Annotated in this window: 22 protein-coding genes; 9 read left to right on the forward strand and 13 right to left on the reverse strand. The window is 71.0% G+C overall.

Translation table 11 applies throughout. The features are described from left to right. From Q0112_RS07095 to Q0112_RS07115, 5 genes are all read left to right on the forward strand, one after another. On the forward strand, nucleotides 1–626 hold a 626-nt coding region (locus Q0112_RS07095), incomplete at its 5' end, for a TIGR00282 family metallophosphoesterase (protein WP_297973244.1). A gap of 186 nt (nucleotides 627–812) precedes the next feature. After that, on the forward strand, nucleotides 813–2,537 hold the full coding sequence (locus Q0112_RS07100) for an SLC13 family permease (protein WP_297973301.1): 1,725 nt from the start codon (nucleotides 813–815) through the stop codon (nucleotides 2,535–2,537). 66 nt (nucleotides 2,538–2,603) lie between these two features. Further along, a complete protein-coding gene (locus Q0112_RS07105) occupies nucleotides 2,604–3,344 on the forward strand; it encodes a YebC/PmpR family DNA-binding transcriptional regulator (protein ID WP_297973247.1) in 741 nt (246 codons plus the stop codon). Nucleotides 3,345–3,520: 176 nt separating this feature from the next. Next, on the forward strand, nucleotides 3,521–4,873 hold the full coding sequence (locus Q0112_RS07110; RefSeq protein WP_297973250.1) for a YbaY family lipoprotein: 1,353 nt from the start codon (nucleotides 3,521–3,523) through the stop codon (nucleotides 4,871–4,873). A 31-nt stretch (nucleotides 4,874–4,904) separates the two neighbouring features. Continuing rightward, complete coding sequence (locus Q0112_RS07115) at nucleotides 4,905–5,858, forward strand: aldo/keto reductase (protein ID WP_297973252.1); 954 nt, start codon at nucleotides 4,905–4,907, stop codon at nucleotides 5,856–5,858. A 143-nt stretch (nucleotides 5,859–6,001) separates the two neighbouring features. Here the strand turns inward: Q0112_RS07115 and Q0112_RS07120 are convergent, their stop codons facing one another. From Q0112_RS07120 to Q0112_RS07150, 7 genes are all read right to left on the reverse strand, one after another. Further along, nucleotides 6,002–6,220, reverse strand: a complete 219-nt coding sequence (locus Q0112_RS07120) for a hypothetical protein (RefSeq protein ID WP_297973255.1) — start codon at nucleotides 6,218–6,220, stop codon at nucleotides 6,002–6,004. 118 nt (nucleotides 6,221–6,338) lie between these two features. Then, complete coding sequence (locus tag Q0112_RS07125; protein ID WP_297973258.1) at nucleotides 6,339–7,664, reverse strand: branched-chain amino acid ABC transporter permease; 1,326 nt, start codon at nucleotides 7,662–7,664, stop codon at nucleotides 6,339–6,341. Continuing rightward, complete coding sequence (locus tag Q0112_RS07130; protein WP_297973261.1) at nucleotides 7,661–8,674, reverse strand: branched-chain amino acid ABC transporter permease; 1,014 nt, start codon at nucleotides 8,672–8,674, stop codon at nucleotides 7,661–7,663. The genes Q0112_RS07125 and Q0112_RS07130 overlap by 4 nt, the downstream gene beginning before the upstream one ends. Nucleotides 8,675–8,676: 2 nt before the next feature. Next, nucleotides 8,677–9,384, reverse strand: a complete 708-nt coding sequence (locus Q0112_RS07135; RefSeq protein WP_297973264.1) for an ABC transporter ATP-binding protein — start codon at nucleotides 9,382–9,384, stop codon at nucleotides 8,677–8,679. A 10-nt stretch (nucleotides 9,385–9,394) separates the two neighbouring features. After that, nucleotides 9,395–10,210 (reverse strand): ABC transporter ATP-binding protein, encoded by an 816-nt coding sequence (locus Q0112_RS07140; protein ID WP_297973267.1) that lies wholly within the window; start codon nucleotides 10,208–10,210, stop codon nucleotides 9,395–9,397. 50 nt (nucleotides 10,211–10,260) lie between these two features. After that, complete coding sequence (locus tag Q0112_RS07145; RefSeq protein ID WP_297973269.1) at nucleotides 10,261–11,460, reverse strand: ABC transporter substrate-binding protein; 1,200 nt, start codon at nucleotides 11,458–11,460, stop codon at nucleotides 10,261–10,263. A 157-nt stretch (nucleotides 11,461–11,617) separates the two neighbouring features. Continuing rightward, nucleotides 11,618–12,691, reverse strand: coding sequence for an Mrp/NBP35 family ATP-binding protein (locus Q0112_RS07150; RefSeq protein WP_297973272.1), 1,074 nt, complete (start codon nucleotides 12,689–12,691; stop codon nucleotides 11,618–11,620). 304 nt (nucleotides 12,692–12,995) lie between these two features. Here Q0112_RS07150 and Q0112_RS07155 point away from each other — a divergent pair, with 304 nt between their 5' ends. Next, the gene (locus tag Q0112_RS07155) at nucleotides 12,996–13,220 is read left to right on the forward strand and encodes a DUF1127 domain-containing protein (RefSeq protein ID WP_297973275.1); all 225 of its coding nucleotides are present in this window, start codon (nucleotides 12,996–12,998) and stop codon (nucleotides 13,218–13,220) included. 44 nt (nucleotides 13,221–13,264) lie between these two features. Further along, entirely contained in the window at nucleotides 13,265–13,486 is a 222-nt protein-coding gene (locus Q0112_RS07160) for a DUF1127 domain-containing protein (RefSeq protein ID WP_297973278.1), read from the forward strand. Nucleotides 13,487–13,643: 157 nt separating this feature from the next. Here the strand turns inward: Q0112_RS07160 and Q0112_RS07165 are convergent, their stop codons facing one another. The 6 genes from Q0112_RS07165 to Q0112_RS07190 all read right to left on the reverse strand — a co-directional run bounded on the left by Q0112_RS07165 (nucleotide 13,644) and on the right by Q0112_RS07190 (nucleotide 21,994). Next, on the reverse strand, nucleotides 13,644–16,001 hold the full coding sequence (locus Q0112_RS07165; protein ID WP_297973281.1) for an ATP-dependent helicase: 2,358 nt from the start codon (nucleotides 15,999–16,001) through the stop codon (nucleotides 13,644–13,646). Nucleotides 16,002–16,119: 118 nt separating this feature from the next. Beyond that, complete coding sequence (locus Q0112_RS07170) at nucleotides 16,120–16,803, reverse strand: Crp/Fnr family transcriptional regulator (RefSeq protein WP_297973283.1); 684 nt, start codon at nucleotides 16,801–16,803, stop codon at nucleotides 16,120–16,122. 51 nt (nucleotides 16,804–16,854) lie between these two features. Next, nucleotides 16,855–17,847 carry an ABC transporter permease gene (locus Q0112_RS07175; protein WP_297973284.1) on the reverse strand — a complete coding sequence of 331 codons (993 nt, stop codon included), beginning with the start codon at nucleotides 17,845–17,847 and terminating at the stop codon, nucleotides 16,855–16,857. After that, on the reverse strand, nucleotides 17,844–18,824 hold the full coding sequence (locus Q0112_RS07180) for an ABC transporter permease (RefSeq protein WP_297973287.1): 981 nt from the start codon (nucleotides 18,822–18,824) through the stop codon (nucleotides 17,844–17,846). The genes Q0112_RS07175 and Q0112_RS07180 overlap by 4 nt, the downstream gene beginning before the upstream one ends. A 442-nt stretch (nucleotides 18,825–19,266) precedes the next feature. Then, the gene (locus Q0112_RS07185; RefSeq protein ID WP_297973290.1) at nucleotides 19,267–20,778 is read right to left on the reverse strand and encodes a sugar ABC transporter ATP-binding protein; all 1,512 of its coding nucleotides are present in this window, start codon (nucleotides 20,776–20,778) and stop codon (nucleotides 19,267–19,269) included. Between the two features lie 79 nt (nucleotides 20,779–20,857). Continuing rightward, a complete protein-coding gene (locus Q0112_RS07190; protein WP_297973292.1) occupies nucleotides 20,858–21,994 on the reverse strand; it encodes a sugar ABC transporter substrate-binding protein in 1,137 nt (378 codons plus the stop codon). Nucleotides 21,995–22,181: 187 nt separating this feature from the next. Between Q0112_RS07190 and Q0112_RS07195 the strand changes: the two genes are divergently transcribed. Both Q0112_RS07195 and Q0112_RS07200 read left to right on the forward strand, forming a co-directional pair. After that, the gene (locus tag Q0112_RS07195) at nucleotides 22,182–23,087 is read left to right on the forward strand and encodes a CocE/NonD family hydrolase (protein WP_297973294.1); all 906 of its coding nucleotides are present in this window, start codon (nucleotides 22,182–22,184) and stop codon (nucleotides 23,085–23,087) included. A gap of 53 nt (nucleotides 23,088–23,140) precedes the next feature. Continuing rightward, on the forward strand, nucleotides 23,141–23,479 hold the full coding sequence (locus Q0112_RS07200; RefSeq protein ID WP_297973298.1) for a hypothetical protein: 339 nt from the start codon (nucleotides 23,141–23,143) through the stop codon (nucleotides 23,477–23,479). The last annotated feature ends 160 nt before the right edge of the window (nucleotides 23,480–23,639 follow it).

The raw sequence follows: 23,639 nt of genomic DNA on the forward strand, positions 1-23,639 counted from the left end.
TGACGCTCGGCGACCATGCCTTCGACCAGCGCGACATGCTCGCCTATATCGAGCACGAGCCGCGCATCATCCGCCCGCTCAACTTCGCCCGCACGGCGCCGGGCCATGGCGCGCGCTTCTTCGACGCGCCGGGCGGGCGGCGGGTCTTCGTGGCGCAGGTGCTCGGGCAGGCCTTCATGAAGCGGCCGTTCGACGACCCCTTCTCGGCCATCGAGGCGGCGCTCAAGCCCGCCACCCTCGGCGGGACGGCGCAGGCGGTGATCGTCGAGGTGCACGCCGAGGCGACCTCGGAGAAGATGGCGTTCGGCCACTGGTGCGACGGGCGCGCGAGCCTCGTCGTCGGCACGCATACCCACGTGCCGACCGCCGACACCCAGATCCTCGAGCGCGGCACCGCCTTCCAGAGCGATGCCGGGATGTGCGGCGACTACGACAGCGTGATCGGCATGGACAAGCTCGAGCCGATCACGCGCTTCGTCACCGGCATGCCGAAGGGGCGATTCTCGCCCGCCGAGGGGGAGGCGACGCTCTGCGGCGTCTACGTCGAGACCGACGACGCCACCGGCCGCGCGCGGCGGGTGGCCGCGGTCCGGCTCGGCGGACGGCGGGCCCGGGCCGAGCCGTGACCGCCGCCACGGGCTGCGAAGGCCCTTGAGCGCGCCCGGGCGCTGCGCCATGTTGGCGCCCCGCCGGGCGGGCGCGCGCGGGACGCGACCCGGCCGGATGTCGTGAGTACGAGGGGATCCCAGTTGCCGGAGTTCTTCGCCAGTCCGGACCTTCCGGCATATTTCACGCTCGGCGTCCTCGCCGTGATGTTCATCATCTTCGTGCTCGAGATCTACCCCACCGAGGTGACGGCGATGCTCGGCGCGGCGGTGCTGGTGCTCTTCGGCATCGTGCCGCAGGAGGGGGTGCTCGCGGTCTTCTCCAACCCGGCGCCCTGGACGATCGCCGCCATGTTCATCGTCACCGGCGGGCTGGTGCGTACCGGGCTGATCGACGGCTTCGCGCGGGCGCTCTCGCGCCGCGCGGCGCAGAGCAAGGTGCTGGTGCTCATCCTCATCAGCCTGTTCCTGGCCTCGAGTTCGGCCTTCGTCAACAACACGCCGCTGGTGGCGATCATGATCCCGGTGACGGTGCAGCTCGCCCACGCCATGGGATTTGCGCCGTCGAAGCTGCTGATTCCCATGTCGTACCTGACGGTGCTCGCGGGGATGATCTCGGTCATCGGCACCTCGACCAACCTGCTCGTCGACGGCGTGGCGCGGGCGCAGGGGCTGGCGCCCTTCGGGCTCTTCGAGATCGCGCCGCTCGGCATCGCCGTCACCATCGTCGGCTTCGCCACCATGTGGCTGCTCGTGCCGCGCTTCATGCCCAACCGCGACTCGATCACCGACCTGCTCGGCCAGCGCAAGCGGATGAAGTTCTTCACCGAGGTGGTGGTGCCCGAGGGCTCGCCGCTCATCGGCGCCGGGGTGATGGATGTCCCGACCTTCAAGCGCGAGGGGATGCGGGTCATCGACGTCATCCGCGGCGACGAGTCGATGCGCCGGCAGTTCCCCGACGTGACGCTGGCCGAGGGCGACCGGGTGGTGCTGCGCACCGAGATGCGGGAGCTGCTCGGGCTCAAGGATTCGAACAAGGTCACGCTGGTCGACCGGGTGAGCGCCAAGGCGACGACCACGGTCGAGGCGGTGATTCTGCCCGAGTGCCGCTTCGTCGGCCGCTCGCTCGGCAGCCTCAGGCTGCGCCGCCGCTACGGCGTCTACACGCTCGCCGTGCACCGCCGCAGCCAGAACCTCGGCCGCAAGCTCGACGAGGTGGTGGTGCGGGTCGGCGACACGCTATTGCTCGAGGGGGCGCCGGAGGACATCCGCCGCCTGGCCGCCGACATGGACCTCGTCGACCTGAGCGAGCCGACCACCAAGCCGTTCAAGCGGGGGCGCGCGCCGCTCGTGCTGCTCGTGCTCGCGACGATCATCGTCTGCTCGACGCTCGACCTCGCCTCGATCCAGATCCTCTCGATGCTGGGCGCAACCGCGCTCCTCGTCACCGGGACGATCGAGCCGGAGGAGGCCTACAATACCGTCAGCGCCTCGCTGCTGGTGCTCATCCTCGCCATGCTCGTGGTCGGGGCGGCGCTCGACGAGTCGGGTGCGGCGCAGATGATCGTCGACTGGATCTCGCCGTCGCTGACGCACATGTCGCCGCTCGGCATCCTCTTCGTGCTCTACTTCATGACGCAGATCATGACCGAGCTCCTGTCGAACAACGCGGTCGCGGTGATCGTCACGCCGCTCGCGATCACGCTGGCCGAGAGCCTCGGGCTCGACCCGCGGCCGCTGGTCGTGGCGGTGATGTTCGCCGCGACCCTCGCCTTCGCCACCCCGATCGGCTACCAGACCAACACGATGGTCTACGGGCCCGGCGGCTACAAGTTCTTCGACTTCACCCGGGTCGGGCTGCCGCTCAACATCGTCACCGGCATCACCGCCTGCCTGCTCATCCCGGTCTTCTGGCCGCTGATTCCGGGTTGAGGGGCGCGCTCGGGCTGACCTATAAGCGCGCCAGACCTCAGCGAATTCAGCACGACGGAGCGCCTCATGGCCGGCCATTCCAAATGGGCCAACATCCAGCATCGCAAGGGGCGGCAGGACGCCGCCCGTTCGAAGCTCTTCTCGAAGCTCTCGAAGGAGATCACCGTCGCGGCGAAGATGGGCGATCCCGACCCCGACAAGAATCCGCGCCTGCGCCTGGCCGTGAAGGAGGCCAAGGCCAGCTCGATGCCCAGGGACAACATCGACCGGGCGATCAAGAAGGCCGCGGGCGGCGACGCGGAGAGCTACGAGGAGATCCGCTACGAGGGCTACGGGCCGAACGGCGTCGCGATCATCGTCGAGGCAATGACCGACAACCGCAACCGCACGGCGTCGAACATCCGCTCGACCTTCGCCAAGCGCGGCGGGAACCTGGGGGAGACGGGATCGGTCGCCTTCATGTTCGACCGCAAGGGGCAGATCGTCTATCCGGCAAGCGCCGGCTCCGAGGACGAGGTGATGGAGGCGGCGATCGAGGCCGGCGCCGAGGACGTCGAGAGCGACGAGGAAGGCCATGTGATCTGGTGCGCCGACACCGACCTCGCCGAGGTCTCGGCGGCGCTCGAGGGCAAGCTCGGCGAGGCGGAGCACGTGAAGCTCGTCTGGCGGCCGCAGACCACGACCGAGGTCGAGCTCGAGGCGGCGCAGAGCCTGATGCGGCTGATCGAGGCGCTCGAGGACGACGACGACGTGCAGTCGGTGACCGCGAACTTCGAGATCTCCGACGACGTGATGGCGCAGCTCTGACCGGCCCCGCGGCGGAGATCCGGGCTGCCGGCCGGCAAGTAAAAGTGAGAGAAGCCCCCGAAGATCGGCCGGGAGCGCCCTTGGCGCGCACCGAATTTCCTGCGAGATTGGCCGCGGGTCGGGGATCGAGGTGCGCCACCGGAATGCGCTTGGTTGTTGCTGTCCTGATGCTGATCGTGACGACCGCAGGCGCGCAGCAGGCGTTTGCCCGGCCGGGTCATCTGACCGGCACCGCGAGCTATCGCGAGGACATCGCGCTGCCGCCGGGCGCGATCCTCGAGGTGGTGCTCGAGGACGTGAGCCTCGCCGATGCGCCGGCGAGCGAGCTCGGGCGCGCCACGATCGCCGAGCCGGGCAGCCCGCCCTTCGCCTTCGACATCGCCTTCGACCCGGCGAGCGTCCGCCCCGAGCGCCGGTATGCGGTGCGGGCGCAGGTCTCGGTCGGCCGGCGGCTCGTCTTCGTCTCGGACACGCTCAACCAGGTGCTGACCCAGGGCGCGCCGGACCAGGCCGAGATCTGGATGATCAAGGTGGGCGAGACCGAGCGGGAGGCGCGCGACGCCCCGGCGGCGATCGGCGCGCACGGGCTGCGCCTGCCGGCGAGCTTCGTCGGCGACCTGCCGTGCGACACCTGCGAGAGCCTCCGCTACCGGCTGAACCTCTGGCCGGACCAGGTCTTCCACCTGCGGCGCCACTGGGAGGGCGATGACATCACCCGCGTCTCGATCGGCCGCTGGTCGGCCGACCCGGACCAGCGGATGCTGACCCTGCGCGGCGGCGGCGAGGAGGTCGCGCTCACCATCCTCGGGCCGGACGCGCTCGCGCTCAGGGCCGAGGACGGCACCGAGCACCTGCTGCGGGCCGAGGAGCAGTTCGAGGACTTCGACGTGCATCTGCCGCTGAGGGGGATGCTGACCTACGTCGCCGACCGGGCGCGCTTCACCGAATGCCTGACCGGGCGCGACTATCCGCTGGTGCGCGAGGGCGACTACGAGGCGCTGGAGCACGCCTATCTCGCCGCCGGCGCGGAAGCCGGCGGGGCGATCATGGCGAGCTTCGACGGCGGGATCGTCCGGATGCCCGAGGAGGAGGGGAGCGGCAAGGTGCCGATGGTCCTCGTCGAGCGGTTCGTCGGCGTCTGGCCGGGCGAGACCTGCGAGCGGGCGACCGGCAAGGCCAGCCTGACCAACACCTACTGGAAGATCCTCCGCCTCGGCGCGACCGAGGTCGCCGCGCCCCAGGGCCAGCGCGAGCCGAGCCTCATCCTGCGCGAGGGCGAGCCGAGCTTCACCGCGACGGTCGGCTGCAACCAGATGCTGGGCAGCTACCGGCTGGACGGCCAGGCGCTCTCCTTCGCCCCGGGGCCGACGACGCTGATGGCCTGCCCGGAGCCGCTCGACGCCTGGGAGCGGCAGCTCGGCGAGGTGCTCGCGGCGGCGGCGAGCTGGCGGATCGACGGGCAGACGCTGGAGATTCTCGACGGCGCCGGAAATCCCCTTGCCCTCCTGCAGGCGGTCTATCTCTACTGAGGCCGCTGAAGGGGCCGCAGGGAGGACGGACATGGCGGAGAAGCGCGGGATCGGCACGACCGGCGTCAGGGTGCCGGCGATCGGGTTCGGCACCTCGGGCATCGGCAACATGCCCGACACCTACGGCTACGGCGTGGACGAGGAGCGGGCGCTGGCGACGGTGCGGGCGCTGCTCGCGCTGCCGGACGGCTTCCTCGACACCTCGCGCAACTACGGCATGGGGCGGAGCGAGGAGCGGATCGGCAAGGTGGTGCGCGCGCTCGGCGGCTGGCCGGAGGGGGTGGTGCTCGCGACCAAGCTCGACCGCGACACCGAGACCGGCCGCTTCGACGCCGCGCGGGCGCGGCGGTCGCTGGAGGAGAGCCTCGCGGCGCTCGGCGTCGACCGCGTCGACATCCTGCACCTGCACGACCCGGAATATGCCCGCAGCATCGACGAGGTGGCGGGGGCGGTGGCCGAGCTCTTCCGCATGAAGGAGGAGGGGCTGGCGCGGGCGGTGGGGCTGGCGGCGGGGCGGATCGACGTGATGATGCCGCTGCTGCGCGCCTGGGACTTCGACGCGATGATCACCCACAACCGCTTCACGCTGGTCAACCGCAACGCCGAGCCGCTGATCGAGCTGGCGCGGGAGCGCGGGGTCGCGGTGCTGAACGCGGCGCCCTATGCCGGCGGGGCGCTGGCCAAGGGGGCGGGCTACGGGCGCTACGTCTACCAGGAGGCGACCGAGGGGATGCTCGCCCCGGTGCGGCGGGTCGAGGAGGTCTGCGCCCGGCACGGGGTGCCGCCGGGGGCTGCGGCGCTGCAGTTCTCGATGCGGGACCCGCGGATCACCGCGACGATCTGCGGCGTCACCCGCCCCGAGCGGATCGCGGAGACGCTGGAATGGGCGGCCTGGCCGATCGGCGAGGAGGTCTGGGCGGAGCTGCTGGCGCTGCCCTTCGCCACCGACGACCCGGAGGCGACGCGCGAGTACAAGCTCGGCTAGCGGCCGGGAACCCTCCGCCGGGCACGGGGTGGGCACGCGTGCCCACCTGGGGGGTTCGTTGTTTTTGCTGGATAATCCGGTGCGCCGGCAACCGGATGGTAACCATCGTTAACGGGATTCGCCGGGCGGCGATCGGGCCCGGATCAGTCGCGGCGGCGGAGGGCCGGGAAGGGATTCTCGGCGGAGGCGAGCACGCTTGCGAGCGTGCTCTCGGCCTCGCGGCGCGCGCTGGCGCTGCGGCGGCGGCGCCGGGCGTAGGCGGCATGCGCCGCGGTGCGGATGCGGTCGAGCGGCGAACGCGGGGGGCCGAAGTCCTCGAGGATCGACTCGAAGGCGAGGGTGGGTACCGGGAAATGCAACATGGCTCGGGCCTCCAGGGCATGCCGCCCTGGCGGAGTTGCCGGGCGGCTTACCCTGACAATGCGCGACCGGCGGGCCGGGTTCTGTGAACCCATTCACACGGGCGGCAAAGTGCCGATGCTACTTGCGGGCGCTCCGCTCGGGGATCAGGCCCTGGGGGGCGAAGCGCAGCACCAGCAGCAGGATGAGGCCCATCAGCAGGAAGCGGATGTGCGGGCCGGCGGCGACGAGATGCTGCTGCCAGAAGCTGCCCGGGGTCATGCCGGCGGTGAGCGTCGACATGATCGAGCTGCCGAAGGGCTCGGCCATCACCCAGACGTACCAGATGAGGAAGCCGCCCAGCACCGCGCCCCAGTTGTTGCCCGAGCCGCCGACGATGACCATGACCCAGATGAGGAAGGTGTAGCGCAAGGGGTTGTAGGAGCCGGGGGTGAACTGGCCGTCGAGGGTGACGAGCATCGCCCCGGCGATGCCGACGACGGCCGAGCCGAGCACGAAGACGTGCAGGTGGCGGCGGGTCACGTCCTTGCCCATCGCCTCGGCGGCGTCGCGGTTGTCGCGGATCGCGCGCATCATCCGCCCCCAGGGCGAGTGCAGCGCCCGCTCGGCGAGCCAGAGGATGAGGAGGAGGACGATGGTGAAGAGAAGCGCATAGGCGAGGCGCGAGACGATGCCGGCGGTGGTGATGACGTCGCTGCCGAAGCGGCTGGCGAGGTCGGCGATCCAGGGCATGGTCTGCAGGTCGCGCTCGACCGGGATCGGGCGCGGCAGGCCGGTCACGTTCTTGACCCCGCGGGTCAGCCAGTTCTCGTTCTTCAGGATGGCGAGGATGATCTCGGCGATGCCGAGGGTGGCGATGGCGAGATAGTCCGAGCGCAGGCCGAGCGAGACCTTGCCGACGAGCCAGGCCGCCCCGGCGGCGAAGACGCCGCCGACCAGCCAGCCGAGCAGGACCGGCAGGTTGAGGCCGCCGAGATAGCCGGCGGAGGCGGGGTCGATCGCCTCGATCGCCTCGGAGGCGGGATCGAGGAAGATGCGCATCAGGAAGTAGCCGGCCAGCACGACGAGCAGGCCGACCGGGCCGCGCAGGTAGGAGGGCACGCGCCGGCGCACGACGAGGGCGGCGACGACGGTCAGGATGACGAAGAGCGCCGCGAGGCCGAGGTTGACGCCGCCGGCGGCCAGCGCCCCCCTGACCGGCGGCATCGAGGTGAGGACGACGCCGATGCCGCCGAGGGCGGCGAAGCCCATGATGCCGGCGTTGAAGAGGCCGGCATAGCCCCACTGCATGTTCACCCCGAGCGACATGACCGCCGAGATCAGGCAGAGGTTGAGGATGGTGAGCGCCACCGTCCAGCTCTGCACGAAGCCGACGCCGAGGAGCAGCGCCGCCATGGCGAGATAGAGGAGGATGCCGCGGGTGCGCAGCGACAGGCCCGGGCTCATATGACGCGCCCCCGGAAGATGCCCGTGGGTCTGACCAGCAGCACCACCACGAGGATGATGAAGGAGACGGCGAACTTGTAGTCGGTGCCGAGCATCTGCACCAGGCCCTCGGGCTGCCAGGCCTCGGGCAGCAGGTAGCCGAGGAAGCCCTTGTAGGCATAGGTCACCATCACCTCGGAGAAGGCGATGATGAAGCCGCCGACGATGGCGCCGAGCGGCTGGCCGACGCCGCCGACGATGGCGGCGGCGAAGATCGGCAGCAGCAGCTGGAAGTAGGTGAAGGGCCGGAAGCTCTTGTCGAGGCCGTAGAGCGTGCCGGCGATGGTGGCGAGCGCGGCGGCGATGATCCAGGTGATGAGCACGACGCGGTCGGGGTTGATGCCGGAGAGGAGCGCGAGATCCTCGTTGTCGGAATAGGCGCGCATCGCCTTGCCGGTGCGGGTCTTCTGCAGGAACCAGAAGACGAAGGCGACCGAGACCAGCATGACGACGACGGTGATGACCTGGCTGGTGCGGATGGCGAGCCCCTCGGCGAGGCCGGTCATCTCGCGGAAGTCGCCGGCGCGGATGACGAAGCGGGCGCCGTCCTCGAAGCGCCGCTCGTCGGTGCCGATGACGAAGCGGGTGAGGGCGTTGTAGATGAACATCACCCCGACGCTGGCGATGACGAAGATGACCGGGTCGCTGCGCTGGCGGCGGTAGAAGCGGTAGACCCAGCGGTCGGTGAGAAGGACGAGGACCGCCGCGGCGAGGATGCCGACCGGCAGCGCGAGGAGCGCGGTCGGCAGGACGCCGAGGCCGATGCCGGCCGCCTGCAGCCCCCAGGTGGCGAGGATCACCGCCGTGGTGCCGAGCGCCATCAGGTCGCCGTGGGCGAAGTTCGAGAAGCGCAGCACGGCGTAGATGAGCGTGACGCCGAGGGCGCCGAGCGCGAGCTGCGAGCCGTAGGCGATGGCGGGCACCAGCACGAAGTTCGAAAGCAGCACGAAGGCGTTGAGGAGGTTCTCCATCGTCAGCCCCCGAGGAAGGTGCGGCGGACCTCGGGGTCCGCGAGAAGGGCTTCGCCCGTGTCGGTGTAGCGGTTGCGCCCCTGCACCAGCACGTAGCCGTGGTCGGCGATGTTGAGCGCCTGGCGGGCGTTCTGCTCGACCATCAGGATGGCGATGCCGGTGGCGGCGACCTCGAGGATCTTGTCGAAGAGCTCGTCCATCACGATCGGCGAGACGCCGGCCGTCGGCTCGTCGAGCATGAGGAGGGTGGGCTTCGTCATCAGGGCGCGGCCGACCGCGACCTGCTGGCGCTGGCCGCCGGAGAGCTCGCCCGCCGGCTGGCGGCGCTTCTGCCTGAGGATCGGGAAGAGGGCGAAGACCTGCTCCATCGTGCCGGAGAAGTCGTCGTCGCGGATGTAGGCGCCCATCTCGAGGTTCTCCTCGACCGTCATCGAGACGAAGACGTTGGCGACCTGCGGCACGAAGCCCATGCCGGCGTGCACCCGCTCCTGCGGCGAGAGGGTGGTGATGTCGCGCCCGTCGAGCAGCACCCGCCCGGAGCGGAGCGGCAGCATGCCGAAGACCGCCTTCATCGCCGTCGACTTGCCGGCGCCGTTCGGGCCGACGATGACGGCGATCTCGCCGCGGTCGACGGCGATGGTGCAGGCATGCAGGATGTCGGGGCCGTTGCCGTAGCCCCCGGTCATCTCCTCGGCGACGAGGAAGGTCATTGCGGCACCGTCATTGCGGCATCATCGGCGTGGGCGCCTTGCGGGCGCGCGCCGGCTTGTTCTTCAGGCCGCGGCCGAGATAGGCCTCGATCACCGCCTCGTTCTTCATCACCTCGTCCGGGTCGCCGATGGCGAGCAGCTTGCCCTCGGCCATGACGATGACCGGGTTGTTCATGCAGACCTTGCCGATGAAGTCCATGTCGTGCTCGACGAGGCAGAAGGTATAGCCCCGCTCGCGGTTGAGCCGGAGGATCGCCTCGCCGATGGTGCCGAGGAGCGTGCGGTTGACGCCGGCGCCCACCTCGTCGAGGAAGACGATCTTCGGGTCGACCATCATCGTGCGGCCGAGCTCGAGCAGCTTCTTCTGCCCGCCCGAGAGGTTGCCGGCGAGCTCCTCCGCGACATGGCCGATCTCGAGGAAGTCGATCACCTCGTCGGCCTTGGCGCGCACCTCGGCCTCGCGGGCGCGCACGCTCGCCGGGCGGAACCAGGTGTCCCAGAGCACCTCGCCCGGCTGGTTCTCCGGCACCATCATCAGGTTCTCCCGCACGGTCAGCGTCGCGAACTCGTGCGCGATCTGGAAGGTCCGGAGCAGCCCCTTGTGGAACAGCTTGTGCGGCGGCAGGCCGGTGATCTCCTCGCCGTCGAGCCAGACCCGGCCCGAGGTCGGCGGGAAGAGGCCGGCGATCACGTTGAAGAGCGTGGACTTGCCGGCGCCGTTCGGGCCGATGAGCCCGGTGATCGAGCCCTTCGCGATGGTGATCGAGACGCCGTCGACGGCGCGGATGCCGCCGAAGTGCATGTGCAGATCCTCGACACGGATCATCCCTGCCCCCCGGATGCGGCCGGCCCCGCGCGGGGGCCGGCCTCTGTCGGTCAGCGGTAGCCGACGGTGTGGGGGGCGTTGTCCACGATGTCGAAGACGCGGTAGGAGCCGGCCGCCTCGCCCGGGCCGACCAGCTCGACGCCGGTCGCGCCGACATAGTCGATGTCGGTGCCGGCGGCGGCGAGTTCGATGCCCTTGGCGAGTTCGCCGGCGTAGATCTTCTCGCCGGGGGCGTTGGCGACGTCCATCATGCGGTCGCGGATGCCGGTGCGGTCGGCGCTGCCGGCGGCGGCGATCGAGAGCGCGATGAGGGCGCCCGCGTCGTAGCTCTCCGGCACGTAGGTGCCGGTCGGGTCCATGCCGTTGGCCTGGGCGTAGGCGGCGAACTTGTCGGCCGCCTCGCCGGAGACGCCGGGCAGGGTGCCGATGACCTTGCCGTTGATCTCGTCGCCGATCTTGTCGATCAGGCTCTGGCCGTACATGCCGTCGGCGAAGAAGAAGCTCTCGAAGGCGCCCGAGTCGAGCGAGGCCTGCACGATGCCGACGCCGCCCTGGTCGACGTAGCCGAAGACCATCAGCGTCTTCGCGCCCGAGGCCTGCAGCGCCGCCACCTCGGCGGAATAGTCCGCCTTGCCGTCCTCGTGCGCGGCGGAGATCAGCACCTTGCCGCCGGCGGCCTGGAAGGCCTGGGTGAAGCTGTCGGCCAGCCCCTTGCCGTAGTCGTTGTTGGTGAAGGTGACGGCCACCTCCTCGATGCCCTGCTCCTTGACGAGCGTGGCCAGCACCTCGCCCTGGCGGGCGTCGGAGGGGGCGGTGCGGAAGAAGAAGCCGTTGTCCTCGATGGTGGTGAGCGCGGGCGAGGTCGCCGAGGGCGATACCATCACCACGCCGGCCGGGATCGCCACGTTGTTGGCGATGGCGACGGTGACGCCCGAGCAGTCGGCGCCGACGATGGCGGCGACGTTCTGCGAGCTGACCAGCTGCTGGGCGGCGGTGGTGGCGGCGGCCGAGTCGATGCAGGTCGAATCCGCCCGCACCGGGGTGAGCGTGATGCCGTTCGGCAGCTTGCCCGAGTCGGAGGCCTCCTTCATCGCCACCTCGGCCGAGTTCGCCATGGCGGGGGTGATCGACTCGAGCGGCCCGGTGAAGCCGAGGATGATCCCGATGTTGACCGGCTCCGCCACGGCTCCGGTGGCACCGGCCGCGGCCATGACGGCGCTCGCCGCCGTCGCGAGAAGGATGCGCTTCATTTGAGAGTTCTCCCGGTTGTCCAAGTTGTTCTTTGGTCGCTTCCGCCCGCGCCGCCCGGCGGCGAGAGGCAGAATCACCTTATCGCACAGTATATTTTTGCTGATTCATGGCAAGCCGAAGCGGATTCGGCCCGGTCAACGCGGTTAACGGACGCGCCTAGACCAGCCCGGCGGCGACGAGGCGGCGGGCGATCGCCATGAAGGCCTGCGCCTCGCGGCTCTCGGGATGGGCGGCGACGACCGGCATGCCGGCATCGCCGGCAAGGCGCACCTTCAGGTCGAGCGGCACCTCGCCGAGGAAGGGAACGCCGAGCCTCTCGGCCTCGGCCCGGGCGCCGCCGTGGCCGAAGATATGCGCCTCGTGGCCGCAGTTCGGACAGATGTAGCTCGACATGTTCTCGATGTAGCCGAGCACGGGCACCCGGGTCTTGACGCACATGTCGACCGCCTTGCGCGCGTCGATCAGCGCCACGTCCTGCGGCGTCGAGACGACGAGGGCGCCGGTGATCGCATACTTCTGGCTGAGCGTGAGCTGCACGTCGCCGGTGCCGGGCGGCAGGTCGACGATCAGCGCGTCGAGATCGCCCCAGGCGACCTGGCCCATCAGCTGCTGCAGCGCCCCCTGCAGCATCGGCCCGCGCCAGATCACCGCCTCGCCCTCCTTGAGCATGAGGCCGATCGACATCAGCGTCACGCCGTGGGCGGTGAGCGGCATGATGGTCTTGCCGTCCGGTGACTTCGGCCGCTCGTCCACCCCCATCATGCGCGGCTGGCTCGGCCCGTAGATGTCGGCATCGAGCAGGCCGGCGCGCTTGCCCTCGCGGGCGAGGGCGACGGCGAGGTTGGCCGCGACGGTCGACTTGCCGACGCCGCCCTTGCCGGACGCGACGGCGATGATGCGCTTTACGCCGGGGACGTGCGCGGGGCCGCCCTGCGGCGTCGGGTGGCGGCCGATCTTGAGGCTCGGCGGCGCCTTGCCGGCGGGGCCGTGCGCGTTCAGCAGCGCCGAGACGCCGCCGACGCCGGGCAGGGCGGCCACCGCCGCCTCGGCCGCCGCGCGCGTCGGCTCGAGCGTCGGGCCCTGGGCGGGGTCGACCTCGAGCAGGAAGCTCACCCGCCCGCCCTCGACGTTGATCGCGCGCACCACGTCGGCGTCGACCACGCTGCCGCCGGTTCCCGGCATCGGCACGGCGCGGAGCGCAGCGAGAACCTCGTCACGGGTCACGGTCATCTGGTCAGCCTCCCTCCTCCTAGATCGCCGAGCGGGGCGGGAGTGGCAAGGGGGTGCGGCGACGGGATCCGGCGGGCTCCCGCGCCGGCTGGAATCAGGTTGCGGCGCAACAAGAGGGGCGCAGCGCCGCGCCAGCGCGGGTGCGGATATGAATTTTTCGAGAGATTAACAGATATTTACCAGCCATGCATGAAGCGCATGGCCGGGTTTCCGCTTCCGCGAGTTGCCGGTTCGGCGGGGGTGACTATATTGCGGTGCACATAAGGGAAACGCTCAAGACCGAACGCAACTGAAAGGACAGGACATGACGACGGCAATCGCTGTTCGCACCGCCCGCCCGGTCCTGGCTGCCGGCGAGCGGAGGAATGACGGCATCGCTTCGCGGCTGGCCCGGGTCTGGCGGGAGTTCCGCAGCTACCGGCTGACGCTCGCGGATCTGCAGCAGCTGACGGACCGGCAGCTCACCGATGTGGGGCTGACCCGCGGCGTGCTCAAGGAGACGGCCCACCGGGCGGTCTACGGACGTTGACGGGGACAGGGCACGGCCCGTCCCCCGGATGAAAGGATAGGAAGATGGCAAGCACGGTTTTTCATGACTTCGGTCGCGCCGATCTGCGCGCGGACGTGAAGGTTCCCGGTCTCGGGGCCCGCATCGGCAAGTGGCTGGCGGACTATCGGCTCTACCGGCGCACGCTGGACGAGCTCGAGGCGCTGAGCGACCGCGAGCTCGCGGACCTCGGCCTGTCGCGGCTGCAGATCCGCGACATCGCACACGAGAGCGTCTACGCCAGCTGAGGCGGGACGCACCAGGTTTCCTCCCAAACTCGGCCGGGCTCGTCCCGGCCGTTTTTTTGTGCCGCGGTGGGTGGCCAATCGTGAACGCGAGGTTAAGGAAAAAAATAAGTCGGCGTAATATCAATATGTTACGTATAGTTTCGCGCGCGAAATCCGTTCAGAAGGGGACGCTGTCCGCGGCGGTGACGAAGCGGGCGATGACGTTCTTCGGGCCGGCCTTCTCGAAGTCGATGGCGAGCTTGTCGCCCTCGACCGCCGTCACCGTGCCGTAGCCGAACTTCTGGTGGAAGACCCGCGTGCCGGGGTCGAAGGCGGGCACGGCGGTGGTGTCGATCACCATGTTGCGCGCCTCCTGCGGCTGGGAGGTCCCGCGCGTCGCGGCCCGCGCCTGCATCCGCTTCCAGCCGGGCGAGTTGTAGACGTCGGCCCGGGCGGCATTGTCGGCCAGCGTCGATCCCCCGCCGGGCGCCGCGGCGCCGAAGCCGCCGCCGTAGAGGCCGGGCGGGGTCAGCACCTCGACGTGGTCGGCCGGCAGCTCGTCGATGAAGCGCGAGGGGAGCTGCGACTGCCACTGGTTGTAGACCCGCCGGTTGGCGGCGAAGGAGATGGTGCAGAGCCGGCGCGCCCGGGTGAGGCCGACGTAGGCGAGCCGGCGCTCCTCCTCCAGCCCCTTGAGCCCGCTCTCGTCCATCGACCGCTGCGAGGGGAAGAGCCCGTCCTCCCAGCCCGGCAGGAAGACGGCGGGAAACTCGAGGCCCTTGGCGGCGTGCAGCGTCATCACCGACACCTTGGCCGCGGCCTCCTCCTGGTCGTTGTCCATGATGAGCGCGACATGCTCGAGGAAGCCCTGCAGGTTCTCGAACTCGCCGAGGCCCTTCACCAGCTCCTTGAGGTTGTCGAGCCGCCCGGTCGCCTCGACCGACTTCTCCGCCCGCCACATGTCGGTATAGCCCGATTCCTCGAGGATGGTCTCGGCCAGCTCGACATGGTCGCGCCCCTCGCGGACGGCGGCGTGCCAGCGGTCGAAGCCGTCGACGAGCTGGCCGAGGGCGGCGCGGGCGCGGGCGGGGAGGCCGCCGTTGGCGGCGAGCAGGCCGGCGGCGTCGAGGAGCGAGACGCCGTTCTCGCGGGCGGTGCGGTTGATCTCCTGCAGCGCCTTGTCGCCGACGCCGCGCTTCGGCACGTTCACGATGCGCTCGAAGGCGAGGCCGTCGTCCGGCGAGACGGCGACGCGGAAGTAGGCCATGGCGTCGCGGATCTCCTGGCGCTCGTAGAAGCGCGGGCCGCCGATGACGCGGTAGGGGAGGCCGATGGTCAGGAAGCGGTCCTCGAAGGCGCGCATCTGGTGGCTGGCGCGGACGAGGATGGCGATGCCGTCGGGCGAGACGGGCGCGAGGCCGCGGGTGCCCTGGGTCAGCGCCTCGATCTCCTCGCCGATCCAGCGCGCCTCCTCCTCGCCGTCCCAGTGGCCGATGAGGCGGACCTTCTCGCCCTCGGGGAGGTCGGTCCAGAGCGTCTTGCCGAGCCGGCTCTCGTTGGCGGCGATGACGCCGGAGGCGGCGGCGAGGATGTGCGGGGTGGAGCGGTAGTTCTGCTCGAGGCGGATGACCCGGGCGCCGGGGAAGTCCTTCTCGAAGCGGAGGATGTTGCCGACCTCGGCGCCGCGCCAGCCGTAGATCGACTGGTCGTCGTCGCCGACGCAGCAGATGTTGTGGTGGCTGCCGGCGAGGAGGCGGAGCCAGAGGTACTGGGCGACGTTGGTGTCCTGGTACTCGTCGACGAGGATGTAGCGGAGCCAGCGCTGGTACTGGGCGAGGACGTCGGGGTGATCGCGCAGGATGGCGACGGCGTGCAGCAGCAGGTCGCCGAAGTCGCAGGCGTTGAGGGTGGCGAGGCGCTGCTGGTAGGCGGCGTAGAGCTCGCTGCCGCGGTGGTCGAAGGCGGAGGATTCGGCGGAGGGGACGCGCTCGGGGGGGAGGGCGCGGTTCTTCCAGCCGTCGATGAGGCTGGCGAGGAGGCGGGGGGGCCAGCGCTTCTCGTCGATGTTCGCCGCCTGGATCAGCTGGCGCAGCAGGCGCAGCTGGTCGTCGGTGTCGAGGATGGTGAAGTTCGACTTGAGGCCCACGAGCTCGGCGTGGCGGCGGAGGATGCGGACGGAGAGCGAGTGGAAGGTGCCGAGCCAGGGCATGCCCTCGATGACGCCGCCGACGAGCTGGCCGACGCGGGACTTCATCTCGCGGGCGGCCTTGTTGGTGAAGGTGACGGCGAGGATCTCGTTCGGGCGGGCGCGGCCGGTGCCGAGCAGGTGGGCGATGCGGGCGGTCAAGGCCTTGGTCTTGCCGGTGCCGGCGCCGGCGAGGACGAGGACCGGGCCGTCGAGCGCCTCGACGGCGGCGCGCTGGGCGGGGTTGAGGTCGTCGAGATAGGGGGCGGGGCGCGCGGCCATGGCGCGGGCGGAGAGCGGGCGCTCTGCCGCCTCGAAGGCGTCGGCCTCGTCGCTGATCCAGGTGCTCATCTCGCGCGCGAAGGTAATGCCGGGGCGGCGAAAAGGAAAGCCCCGCGTCCCCGTGCGTTCAGTGCGGACCGCAAGATCCTGCGTCGCTCGCGGCGGTCGCCCCCGCAGGATGTGTCCGTCACTCGCGGAAGCTCGTCGCGATCGCCTCGAGCTCGGCGCGGTCGAGGATGCGCACCGAGCCGCGGGAGAGGGCGACCCAGTTGCGGCCGCGCCAGACCGCGAGGGTGCGCGCCACCGCCTCGCGGGTGGCGCCGACGAAGTCGGCGAGGTCGGCCTGGGAGACGGCGACGCCGCCGCCCGCCGCGGCGAGCTTGCCGTCGAGATAGAGGAGGCGGCTGGCGAGGCGGACCGGCACCGGCAGGAAGGAGCGTTCCTCGAGCTTCAGGCTGAGGGCGCGGAGCCGCTCGCAGAGGAGGTCGATGAACTCGAGCGCCAGCTCGGGGCGGTGGCGGAGGGCCTCGAGGACGTCGGCGCGGCGGATGCGGCGCAGCACGCTGTGGGTGAGCGCGGTGGCGGTGGCGGTGCGGTCGCCGCCGAAGAGGGCGATCTCGCCGAAGACCTCGCCGGGGCGCTGGATGTCGAGGGCGAGCTTGCGCCCGTCGAGGGAGTGGACGCTGATCTCGATCTCGCCCTTCTCGACGACGTAGACGGCGTCGCCCGGGTCGCCCTGGCTGAACAGCACCTCGCCGGCGCCGAGCGTGGTGCGCACGGCGGTGTCCTCGATCAGCCGCCGGAGTTCCTGCGTCGCGGTGGAGAGGATCGGGCTTTCGGCCGTGACGTCGCGCAGAGCCACCTCGGGCACCCCCTTCGATCGGCCCGACTATAGCGGCAGCGGGCGCGGTTGGAAGCCGGGTCAGGCGGGCTGGCGGCCGTAGAGCAGGAGCATGACGACGATGACGGTGCCGTAGATGAGCTGGCGGCCGGCCTCGTCGATCTGCATGACCGAGAGGATCGACTGCAGCAGGGTGATGAGGATGACGCCGGCGACGGTGCCGAGGTAGGAGCCGCGGCCGCCGAGGACGTGGGTGCCGCCGAGGACGACGGCGGCGATGGCGGGCAGCAGGTAGGCGTCGCCCATCGACTGCGCCGCCTTGGAGGCGTAGCCGGCGAGGAGCACGCCGGCGAAGGCGTTGCAGGCGCCGGCGACGGCGAAGGCGACGAGCACGATGCGGCGGGTGTCGACGCCGGAGAGATAGACCGCCCGCTCGCGGTTGCCGATGCCGTAGACGGCGCGGCCGAAGGTGGTGCGGGTGAGGACGAAGACCGCCGCCGCGCCGACGACGATCCAGACGAGGACGGCGTTGGGGAGGCCGGGGATGAGGAAGCCGGTGGCGAGCCAGCGCATGGCGGGGGAGGCGGAGTCCTGCGGGGAGAAGCCGCCGGTGTAGACGACCATCAGGCCCTGGGCGACGGCGTTGGTGGCGAGGGTCACGATCATCGAGGGGATGCGCAGGTAGGCGACGCCGAAGCCGTTCACGAGGCCGATCAGGATGCCGCAGAGGACGCCGAAGGGGACGGAGAGGATCTCGCCGAGGAGGCCGTAGGCGGCGGCCGCGCTCGCCATCATGGCGCCGGTCGAGACCACCCAGGGGACCGAGAGGTCGATCTGGCCGAGCAGGATGACGAGCATGGTGCCGGTCGCGATGACGCCGAGGAAGGAGGCGACCTTCAGCTGCTGCATCAGGTAGTCGAAGGAGAGGAAGTTGCGCGAGTAGAGGCTGCCGAGGAGGAGGAGCAGGAGGATGCAGCCGAAGGCGATGACGACCGCCGGGTCGGCGCGGCGGAGGGGCCCGGGGAGGCGGCCGTGGAGGCGGGCGCGGAAGCCGGTGGGGGCGGCGTCGCTCATTCGAACCAGTCCAGGCGGTTGCGCACGCGCAGGAGGCCGAAGGCGCCGAGGCTGACGGCGAGGAGCAGGACGACGCCCTGGAAGAGCGGCTGCCAGAGCGGGTCGAGGTCGAAGACGAAGAGGAGGTCGCCGATGGTGCGGAAGGCGAGGGCGCCGAAGATGGCGCCGATGGCGCTGCCGCGGCCGCCCATCAGGGAGATGCCGCCGAGGACGACGGCGGCGATCGAATAGAGCGTGTAGGCGTTGCCGGAGGCGTAGGCGGCCTCGCCGGTGTAGGAATAGAAGGTGAGGAAGAGGCCGCCGAGGGCGGCGAAGAGGCCGGCGAGGGTGTAGGCGAGGAACTTGGCGCGGCGGATCGGCATGCCGGACATGTAGGCGGCGACCTCGGCCGAGCCGGCGGCGTAGGCGGCGCGGCCGACGACGGAGCGGCGGTAGGGGACCCAGATGAGCAGGGTCGCCAGCGCGAGGGCGACGAGGCTGGCCGGGACGAGGCCGAGGATGCGGCCGGTCAGGGCGTCGGCGAGATCCTCGTTGACCGAGCCGCCGGGGAAGGGGCGGAGCATCAGCGCGAGGCCGTAGAAGATGGCGCCGGTGGCGATGGTGGTGACGATCGGCTGCAGGCGGCCGTAGATGACGATGAGGCCGTTCAGCGCCCCGCAGGCGAGGCCGGTCGCAAGGACGGCGAGGACGCCGAGGCCAGTCTGGAGCGGCGTGCCGACGACGAGCCAGGAGGCGAGGCAGTTGGTGAGGACGAGGACCATGCCGACGGAGAGGTCGATGCCGGCGGTGATGACGACCAGCGCCTGGGCGACGGCGACGAAGGCGAGCAGCGTGGCCTTGTTGGAGGCGGTCTGCACCACGTTGGCGGTGAGGCCGGCGGGGTGGTTCGAGACGTAGATGAGGAACATGACCGCGAAGATGGCGACGGCCATCAGGGTGCCGCGCTGCTCGGCCAGCCAGTAGCGCCAGTCCTTCACGGGGCGGGGCTCCGCGGGGATTTCGCGCGCGAAACTATACTCAAGTCCTTGATGCGGAAGGGATACGTCAGGTTAACGGGGGGTGAATCCCCCGGGTGGGGGCGGGGAGCGCCACCCTCGGGGGGCCTGAAGGCCCCCGCTCGGGCGGCGCTTGGCGGTCGGCTGCCTTTGCAGCCTCCCTCCGGCGGAAAGCGGCCTTCGGCCGCTTGAGTCATTGTTCTCCCCGCCTGTTGGCGGGGCCCCGGACTGCTCGATAGGGTTTCTGCCTGTATGAAAGCCTTTGAGGGACGGGCGGCAGCGGCAGTCCTCACGGGCGAGGCGGGTGGGGTGGGGAGACGGTGGAGCATTCGCGGGCGGTGACGGGCGCCGCGGGCGTGCGGGTGACGTACGCGGGGGGCCGGCGCGGCGCCTCCGTCGGCGGGCGGGAGGGCGGCGCGCGGCGTCATGCGGCGGATCCGGGGATGTTGAGGGCGCTGGCGACGAGGGCGCGCTCGGTGATCTCGGGACCGGCGAGCTCGCGGACGACGGCGCCGTCGTACATGACGAGGACGCGGTCGCAGCAGCCGATGAGCTCGGCATAGTCGGTGGAGTAGAAGAGGATGGCGGCGCCGGCGTCGGCGAGGCCGCGCAGCAGCTGGTAGATCTCCTGCTTGGTGCCGACGTCGATGCCGCGGGTCGGGTCGTTGAGCAGGATGATGCGCGGGCGGTTCGCCAGCCACTTGGCGATGACGACCTTCTGCTGGTTGCCGCCGGAGAGGGCGCCGACCGGGATGTCGGGGCTCGCGGTCTTGATGGCGAGGAGCCTGGTCATCTCGGCGACGAGCTTCGCCTCGGCGGCGCGGTCGACGATCCCGCGGCGGGCGATGCGGTCGAAGGCGGCGAAGGTGAGGTTCTCGCCGACGGTCATCGGCAGCATCAGCCCCTCGGTCTTGCGGTCCTCGGGGATGAGCGCCATGCCGAGGGCGCGCGCCCGGGTCGGGCTCGGGATGCGCTCCGGGCGGCCGGCGACCTCGATCGTGCCGTCGAGGTCGCGCAGCACGCCGAAGAGGCCGAGCAGGAGCTCACGCTGGCCCTGGCCGTCGAGGCCGCCGAGGCCGACCACCTCGCCCTTGCCGACGTCGAAGGAGACGCCCCGCAGCCGGCCGGTCCAGGAGAGGCCGCGGGCGGCGAGGACGGTCTCGGGCAGCTCGGCGCGGGCGGTGCGCGGCGGGAAGACGTGGCGGTACTCGCGGCCGATCATCATCTCGACCACCTCCTGGTCGGACCTGGTGCCGGCGGCGTAGGTGGCGACGTTGCGGCCGTTGCGGAAGACGGTGCATTCGTCGGCGAGCGCCTCGATCTCGTGCATCCGGTGCGAGATGTAGACGAGGGCGAGGCCCTCGGCGCGCAGGCGCTTCAGCACGCCGAAGACCTTGTCGACGTCGGCGGCGGTGAGCGCGGAGGTCGCCTCGTCGAGGATGAGGATGCGCGGGCGCTGGGCAAGGGCCTTGGCGATCTCGACCATCTGGCGGCGGGAGAGCGGCAGGTCCTTGACCAGGGCGCGCGGGTGGATGTCGGCGGCGCCGGCGCGGGCGAGCGCCGCCTCGGCGATGCGGCGCTGGGCGCGGCGGTCGATCATGCCGAGGCGGGTGGGCGGCCGGCGGGCGACGATATTGTCGGCGACCGAAAGGTCGGGGATGAGCGAGAGTTCCTGGAAGACGCAGACGATGCCGGCGTCGCTGGCCGCCGCCGGGTCGGGGAAGCCGGCGGCGCGGCCGTCGAGGGTGATGCTGCCGGCGTCGGGCTGCACCACGCCGGCGAGGATCTTGATGAGGGTGGACTTGCCGGCGCCGTTCTCGCCGAGGACGGCGTGGATCGAGCCGGCGCGTACCGAGAGTTCGGCGTCGGCCAGCGCCACGATGCCGCCATAGCGCTTGGAGACGCCTTCCATGCGCAGGAGCGGCTGGTCGGGCATCGGCCTCACCCCCATGCTGAACCCGGCGTGGCCGGGGGCCGCCGGCGGCGGGCGGCCCCCGGGGGTCACCGGTTCCAGGTCACTGATTCTCCTGGGTCTGCCCCATGATCTCCTGGGCGGTGAAGTTGATGTCGCAGGTCGGGAAGGAGTTGCCGACGAAGAAGTTGTCGGATTCGCCCGGGTAGTAGTCGACGCCCTCCTTGAGGTCCGGGTCGGAGGCGACCGCCGTCGGCAGGCGCACCGACTGCGGCACCACCTGGCCGTCGAGCGCGGCGAGCGCGACCTTGATCGCCACCGCGACCTGCGCCGGGCCGGAGCCGGCGGAGGTGCATTTCAGCCCCTCGGCGGCGTACTGGGCGCAGAACTTGCGGAAGCCGTTCTCGGTCTCGCCGCCGAAGGGCACCATCGGGTGCTTGGCGTCGAGCATCGCCTGGACGACGCCGGTGTCGCCGCCCTGGGCGGTGATGCCGTCGAAGGGGCCGTTGGTGGCGATGGCGTCGGCGGTCGCCTTCTGCGCCGTCGGGTCGTCCCACTTGCCCATGACCTCGGTCACGTCCCAGCTCTTGCCGGAGGCGTCGAGGATCTCGTGGATGCCGTTGTGGCGGTCGGTGTCGACGGAGGTTCCGGCGACGCCCCTGACCTCGAGGACCTTGCCGCCGTCGGGCAGGTGCTCGACCAGCCAGTTGCCCCAGAGCTCGCCGAGGCCCTTCTGGTCGACGTTGACGTTGATGGCGTCCTGGGTGTCGAGGATGTTGTCGAAGGCGACGAGGACGACGCCCGCCTCCTTGGCGCGCTTGATGACCGGGCCGAAGGCGGTGGGGTTCTGGGCGTTGACGACGATGGCGTCGAAGCCCGAGTCGATGAAGTTGTTGATCGCCGAGATCTGCGCCGGCACGTCCTCGCCGGTGGAGACGACCTTGAACTCCGCGAGCCTCGTGGCGACCTCGGGCTGCCGGGCGTAGGCCTTGGCGGTCTGGATCATCTGGATGCGCCAGGTGTTGGCGATATAGCCGTTGGCGAGCGCGATCCGGTAGGGGCCTTCCTTCTTCGGGAACTGGAAGAACTGGGTGTCGGCGGCCCAGGGCACCATGCAGTCGGCGTCGGTCGCCGGGCCGGATACGATTTCGGGCTCGGCCATCGCCGTGCCGGCCACGGCGAGGATCGCCGCGGTTACGCAGGCGCCGAGAAGGCGCGCCCGAGTGCGAGCAGAAGTCATGACGTTCTCCTCCCAATCGCGGCTTGTGCCGCGTTCCGCCCCGGGAGGGTGGCCGGCGAGCGGCCGGGCGCTTCCAGGCGCTGCTTGTCTCCCCACCCCTGGCCGGACAATGGTTAGGCGCGGGCGGAAAAGCTGTCAATGAGCGGCTGCGGGCAGCGGCCGCGGGTTCGGACGGGAGGAGGCTGGCATGGAGCGGGCCGAGCTGGCGCGGCGGTTCGAGATCGGGGCGCATCCGCTCGCGTTCCGCGGGCTCGGCCCGGGAGAGGGGGGCGTCAGGCCGATCGCCTTCGCCACCCGGTCGGGCGAGGCGGTGGAGGGCTTCCTGCTCGAGCCGGACGGCGGGGGGCCGGCGCCCGCGGTGCTCTACGTCCACGCGCACGGCTGGCGCTACGACATCGGCGCGCGCGAGGCGGTGGACGGGCAGGCGGCGCTCGCCGGGCCGATGGGGCCGGCGCTCGCGCGGGCCGGCTTCCGGGTGCTGGCGATCGACATGCCCTGCTTCCGCGGCCGGGCCGGGACGCCGGAGAGCGCGGCGGCGAAGGCGGCGCTCTGGCGGGGCGGCTCGCTGGCCGGGCAGATGCTTGGCGAGCTCCACTCGGCGCTCGACTGGCTGGCGGGCGATCCCGGCACCGATCCGGGCCGGATCGCGGTCTTCGGGCTCTCGATGGGGGCGACGCTCGGCTACTGGCTGGGGGCGGTCGAGCCGCGGCTGGCCGCGGTGGCGCATCTCTGCTGCTTCGCCGACTTCGCCCCGCTGATCGAGAGCGGGGCGCATGACCTGCACGGGCTCTACCTGACGGTGCCGGGGCTGGTGAGCCGGGTCTCGAACGGCGAGATCGCCGGGATGATCGCGCCGCGGCCGCAGTTCGTCGGGCTGGGCGAGGCGGATCCGCTGACGCCGCCGGAGGCGATCGGGCCGGCGCTGGCGACGCTGCGCGCCGCCTATGCCGCCGCCGGGGCGGAGCGGGCGCTCCGGGTGCGGCTGGAGCCGGGGGTCGGGCACCGGGAGACGCCGGAGATGCGGGCGGAGGTCATGGGTTTCCTGTGCGAGGCGCTCGGAGTCGCACGCGTGCGACGGCGGGCAAGTGACTGACGGGGCTGGTGAATCCGGCTGGCGTTAACCCGGTGTTCATGGAGGCGCGCGGCTTGGCGAAGGTGGTCGAGGTCAACGACAGGATGCAGCGGGGCTACCGCTACGCGCTGGTCGCGCCGGCGGGGCGCGGGTTCGATCCGGCGTTCCGGCCGGAGCTGACGCCGGCCGAGATGCTGCGGTTGGGCGTGTTCGGGGGGAAGTACATGACCGACTGCCGGGAGGAATTTCCGGCGGCCTGGTTCGAGGGGGCGAAGCTGTCGCCGGAGGGGAAGGACCCGGGGCTCAACTGGTTCGGGGTGGACGCGAGCCAGCCGCTGTCGGTCTGGCGGGCGAAGGGGTGGATCCATCCGGACGACCCGCGGGGGTGGTTCCAGTGGTACTGCCGCTACTAGCGGGGGCGGCGGATGGCGGACGACGGGCGGCAGATCGGGCGGTGGAAGGCGATGCGGCGGCACGTGGCCCAGGTGGAGCGGAACTGCGAGCGGGGGGACGTCTGGTGCCGGCGGCGGCAGCGGCCTCGAGGTCCTGCGACAGGGAGCTGAGGGCCAACCC

Origin of the sequence: uncultured Amaricoccus sp., from assembly GCF_937858865.1 — a bacterium.
Classification (GTDB): domain Bacteria; phylum Pseudomonadota; class Alphaproteobacteria; order Rhodobacterales; family Rhodobacteraceae; genus Amaricoccus.

What these genes read in the sequence shown, in the direction of transcription:
- Q0112_RS07100 (WP_297973301.1), top strand. Translation starts at nt 813, where the DNA reads ATGTTCATCATCTTCGTGCTCGAGATCTACCCCACCGAGGTGACGGCG.
- Q0112_RS07105 (WP_297973247.1), top strand. Translation starts at nt 2,604, where the DNA reads ATGGCCGGCCATTCCAAATGGGCCAACATCCAGCATCGCAAGGGGCGG.
- Q0112_RS07115 (WP_297973252.1), top strand. Translation starts at nt 4,905, where the DNA reads ATGGCGGAGAAGCGCGGGATCGGCACGACCGGCGTCAGGGTGCCGGCG.
- Q0112_RS07120 (WP_297973255.1), bottom strand. Translation starts at nt 6,220, where the DNA reads ATGTTGCATTTCCCGGTACCCACCCTCGCCTTCGAGTCGATCCTCGAG.
- Q0112_RS07125 (WP_297973258.1), bottom strand. Translation starts at nt 7,664, where the DNA reads ATGAGCCCGGGCCTGTCGCTGCGCACCCGCGGCATCCTCCTCTATCTC.
- Q0112_RS07130 (WP_297973261.1), bottom strand. Translation starts at nt 8,674, where the DNA reads ATGGAGAACCTCCTCAACGCCTTCGTGCTGCTTTCGAACTTCGTGCTG.
- Q0112_RS07135 (WP_297973264.1), bottom strand. Translation starts at nt 9,384, where the DNA reads ATGACCTTCCTCGTCGCCGAGGAGATGACCGGGGGCTACGGCAACGGC.
- Q0112_RS07140 (WP_297973267.1), bottom strand. Translation starts at nt 10,210, where the DNA reads ATGATCCGTGTCGAGGATCTGCACATGCACTTCGGCGGCATCCGCGCC.
- Q0112_RS07145 (WP_297973269.1), bottom strand. Translation starts at nt 11,460, where the DNA reads ATGAAGCGCATCCTTCTCGCGACGGCGGCGAGCGCCGTCATGGCCGCG.
- Q0112_RS07150 (WP_297973272.1), bottom strand. Translation starts at nt 12,691, where the DNA reads ATGACCGTGACCCGTGACGAGGTTCTCGCTGCGCTCCGCGCCGTGCCG.
- Q0112_RS07155 (WP_297973275.1), top strand. Translation starts at nt 12,996, where the DNA reads ATGACGACGGCAATCGCTGTTCGCACCGCCCGCCCGGTCCTGGCTGCC.
- Q0112_RS07160 (WP_297973278.1), top strand. Translation starts at nt 13,265, where the DNA reads ATGGCAAGCACGGTTTTTCATGACTTCGGTCGCGCCGATCTGCGCGCG.
- Q0112_RS07165 (WP_297973281.1), bottom strand. Translation starts at nt 16,001, where the DNA reads ATGAGCACCTGGATCAGCGACGAGGCCGACGCCTTCGAGGCGGCAGAG.
- Q0112_RS07175 (WP_297973284.1), bottom strand. Translation starts at nt 17,847, where the DNA reads ATGAGCGACGCCGCCCCCACCGGCTTCCGCGCCCGCCTCCACGGCCGC.
- Q0112_RS07185 (WP_297973290.1), bottom strand. Translation starts at nt 20,778, where the DNA reads ATGCCCGACCAGCCGCTCCTGCGCATGGAAGGCGTCTCCAAGCGCTAT.
- Q0112_RS07190 (WP_297973292.1), bottom strand. Translation starts at nt 21,994, where the DNA reads ATGACTTCTGCTCGCACTCGGGCGCGCCTTCTCGGCGCCTGCGTAACC.
- Q0112_RS07195 (WP_297973294.1), top strand. Translation starts at nt 22,182, where the DNA reads ATGGAGCGGGCCGAGCTGGCGCGGCGGTTCGAGATCGGGGCGCATCCG.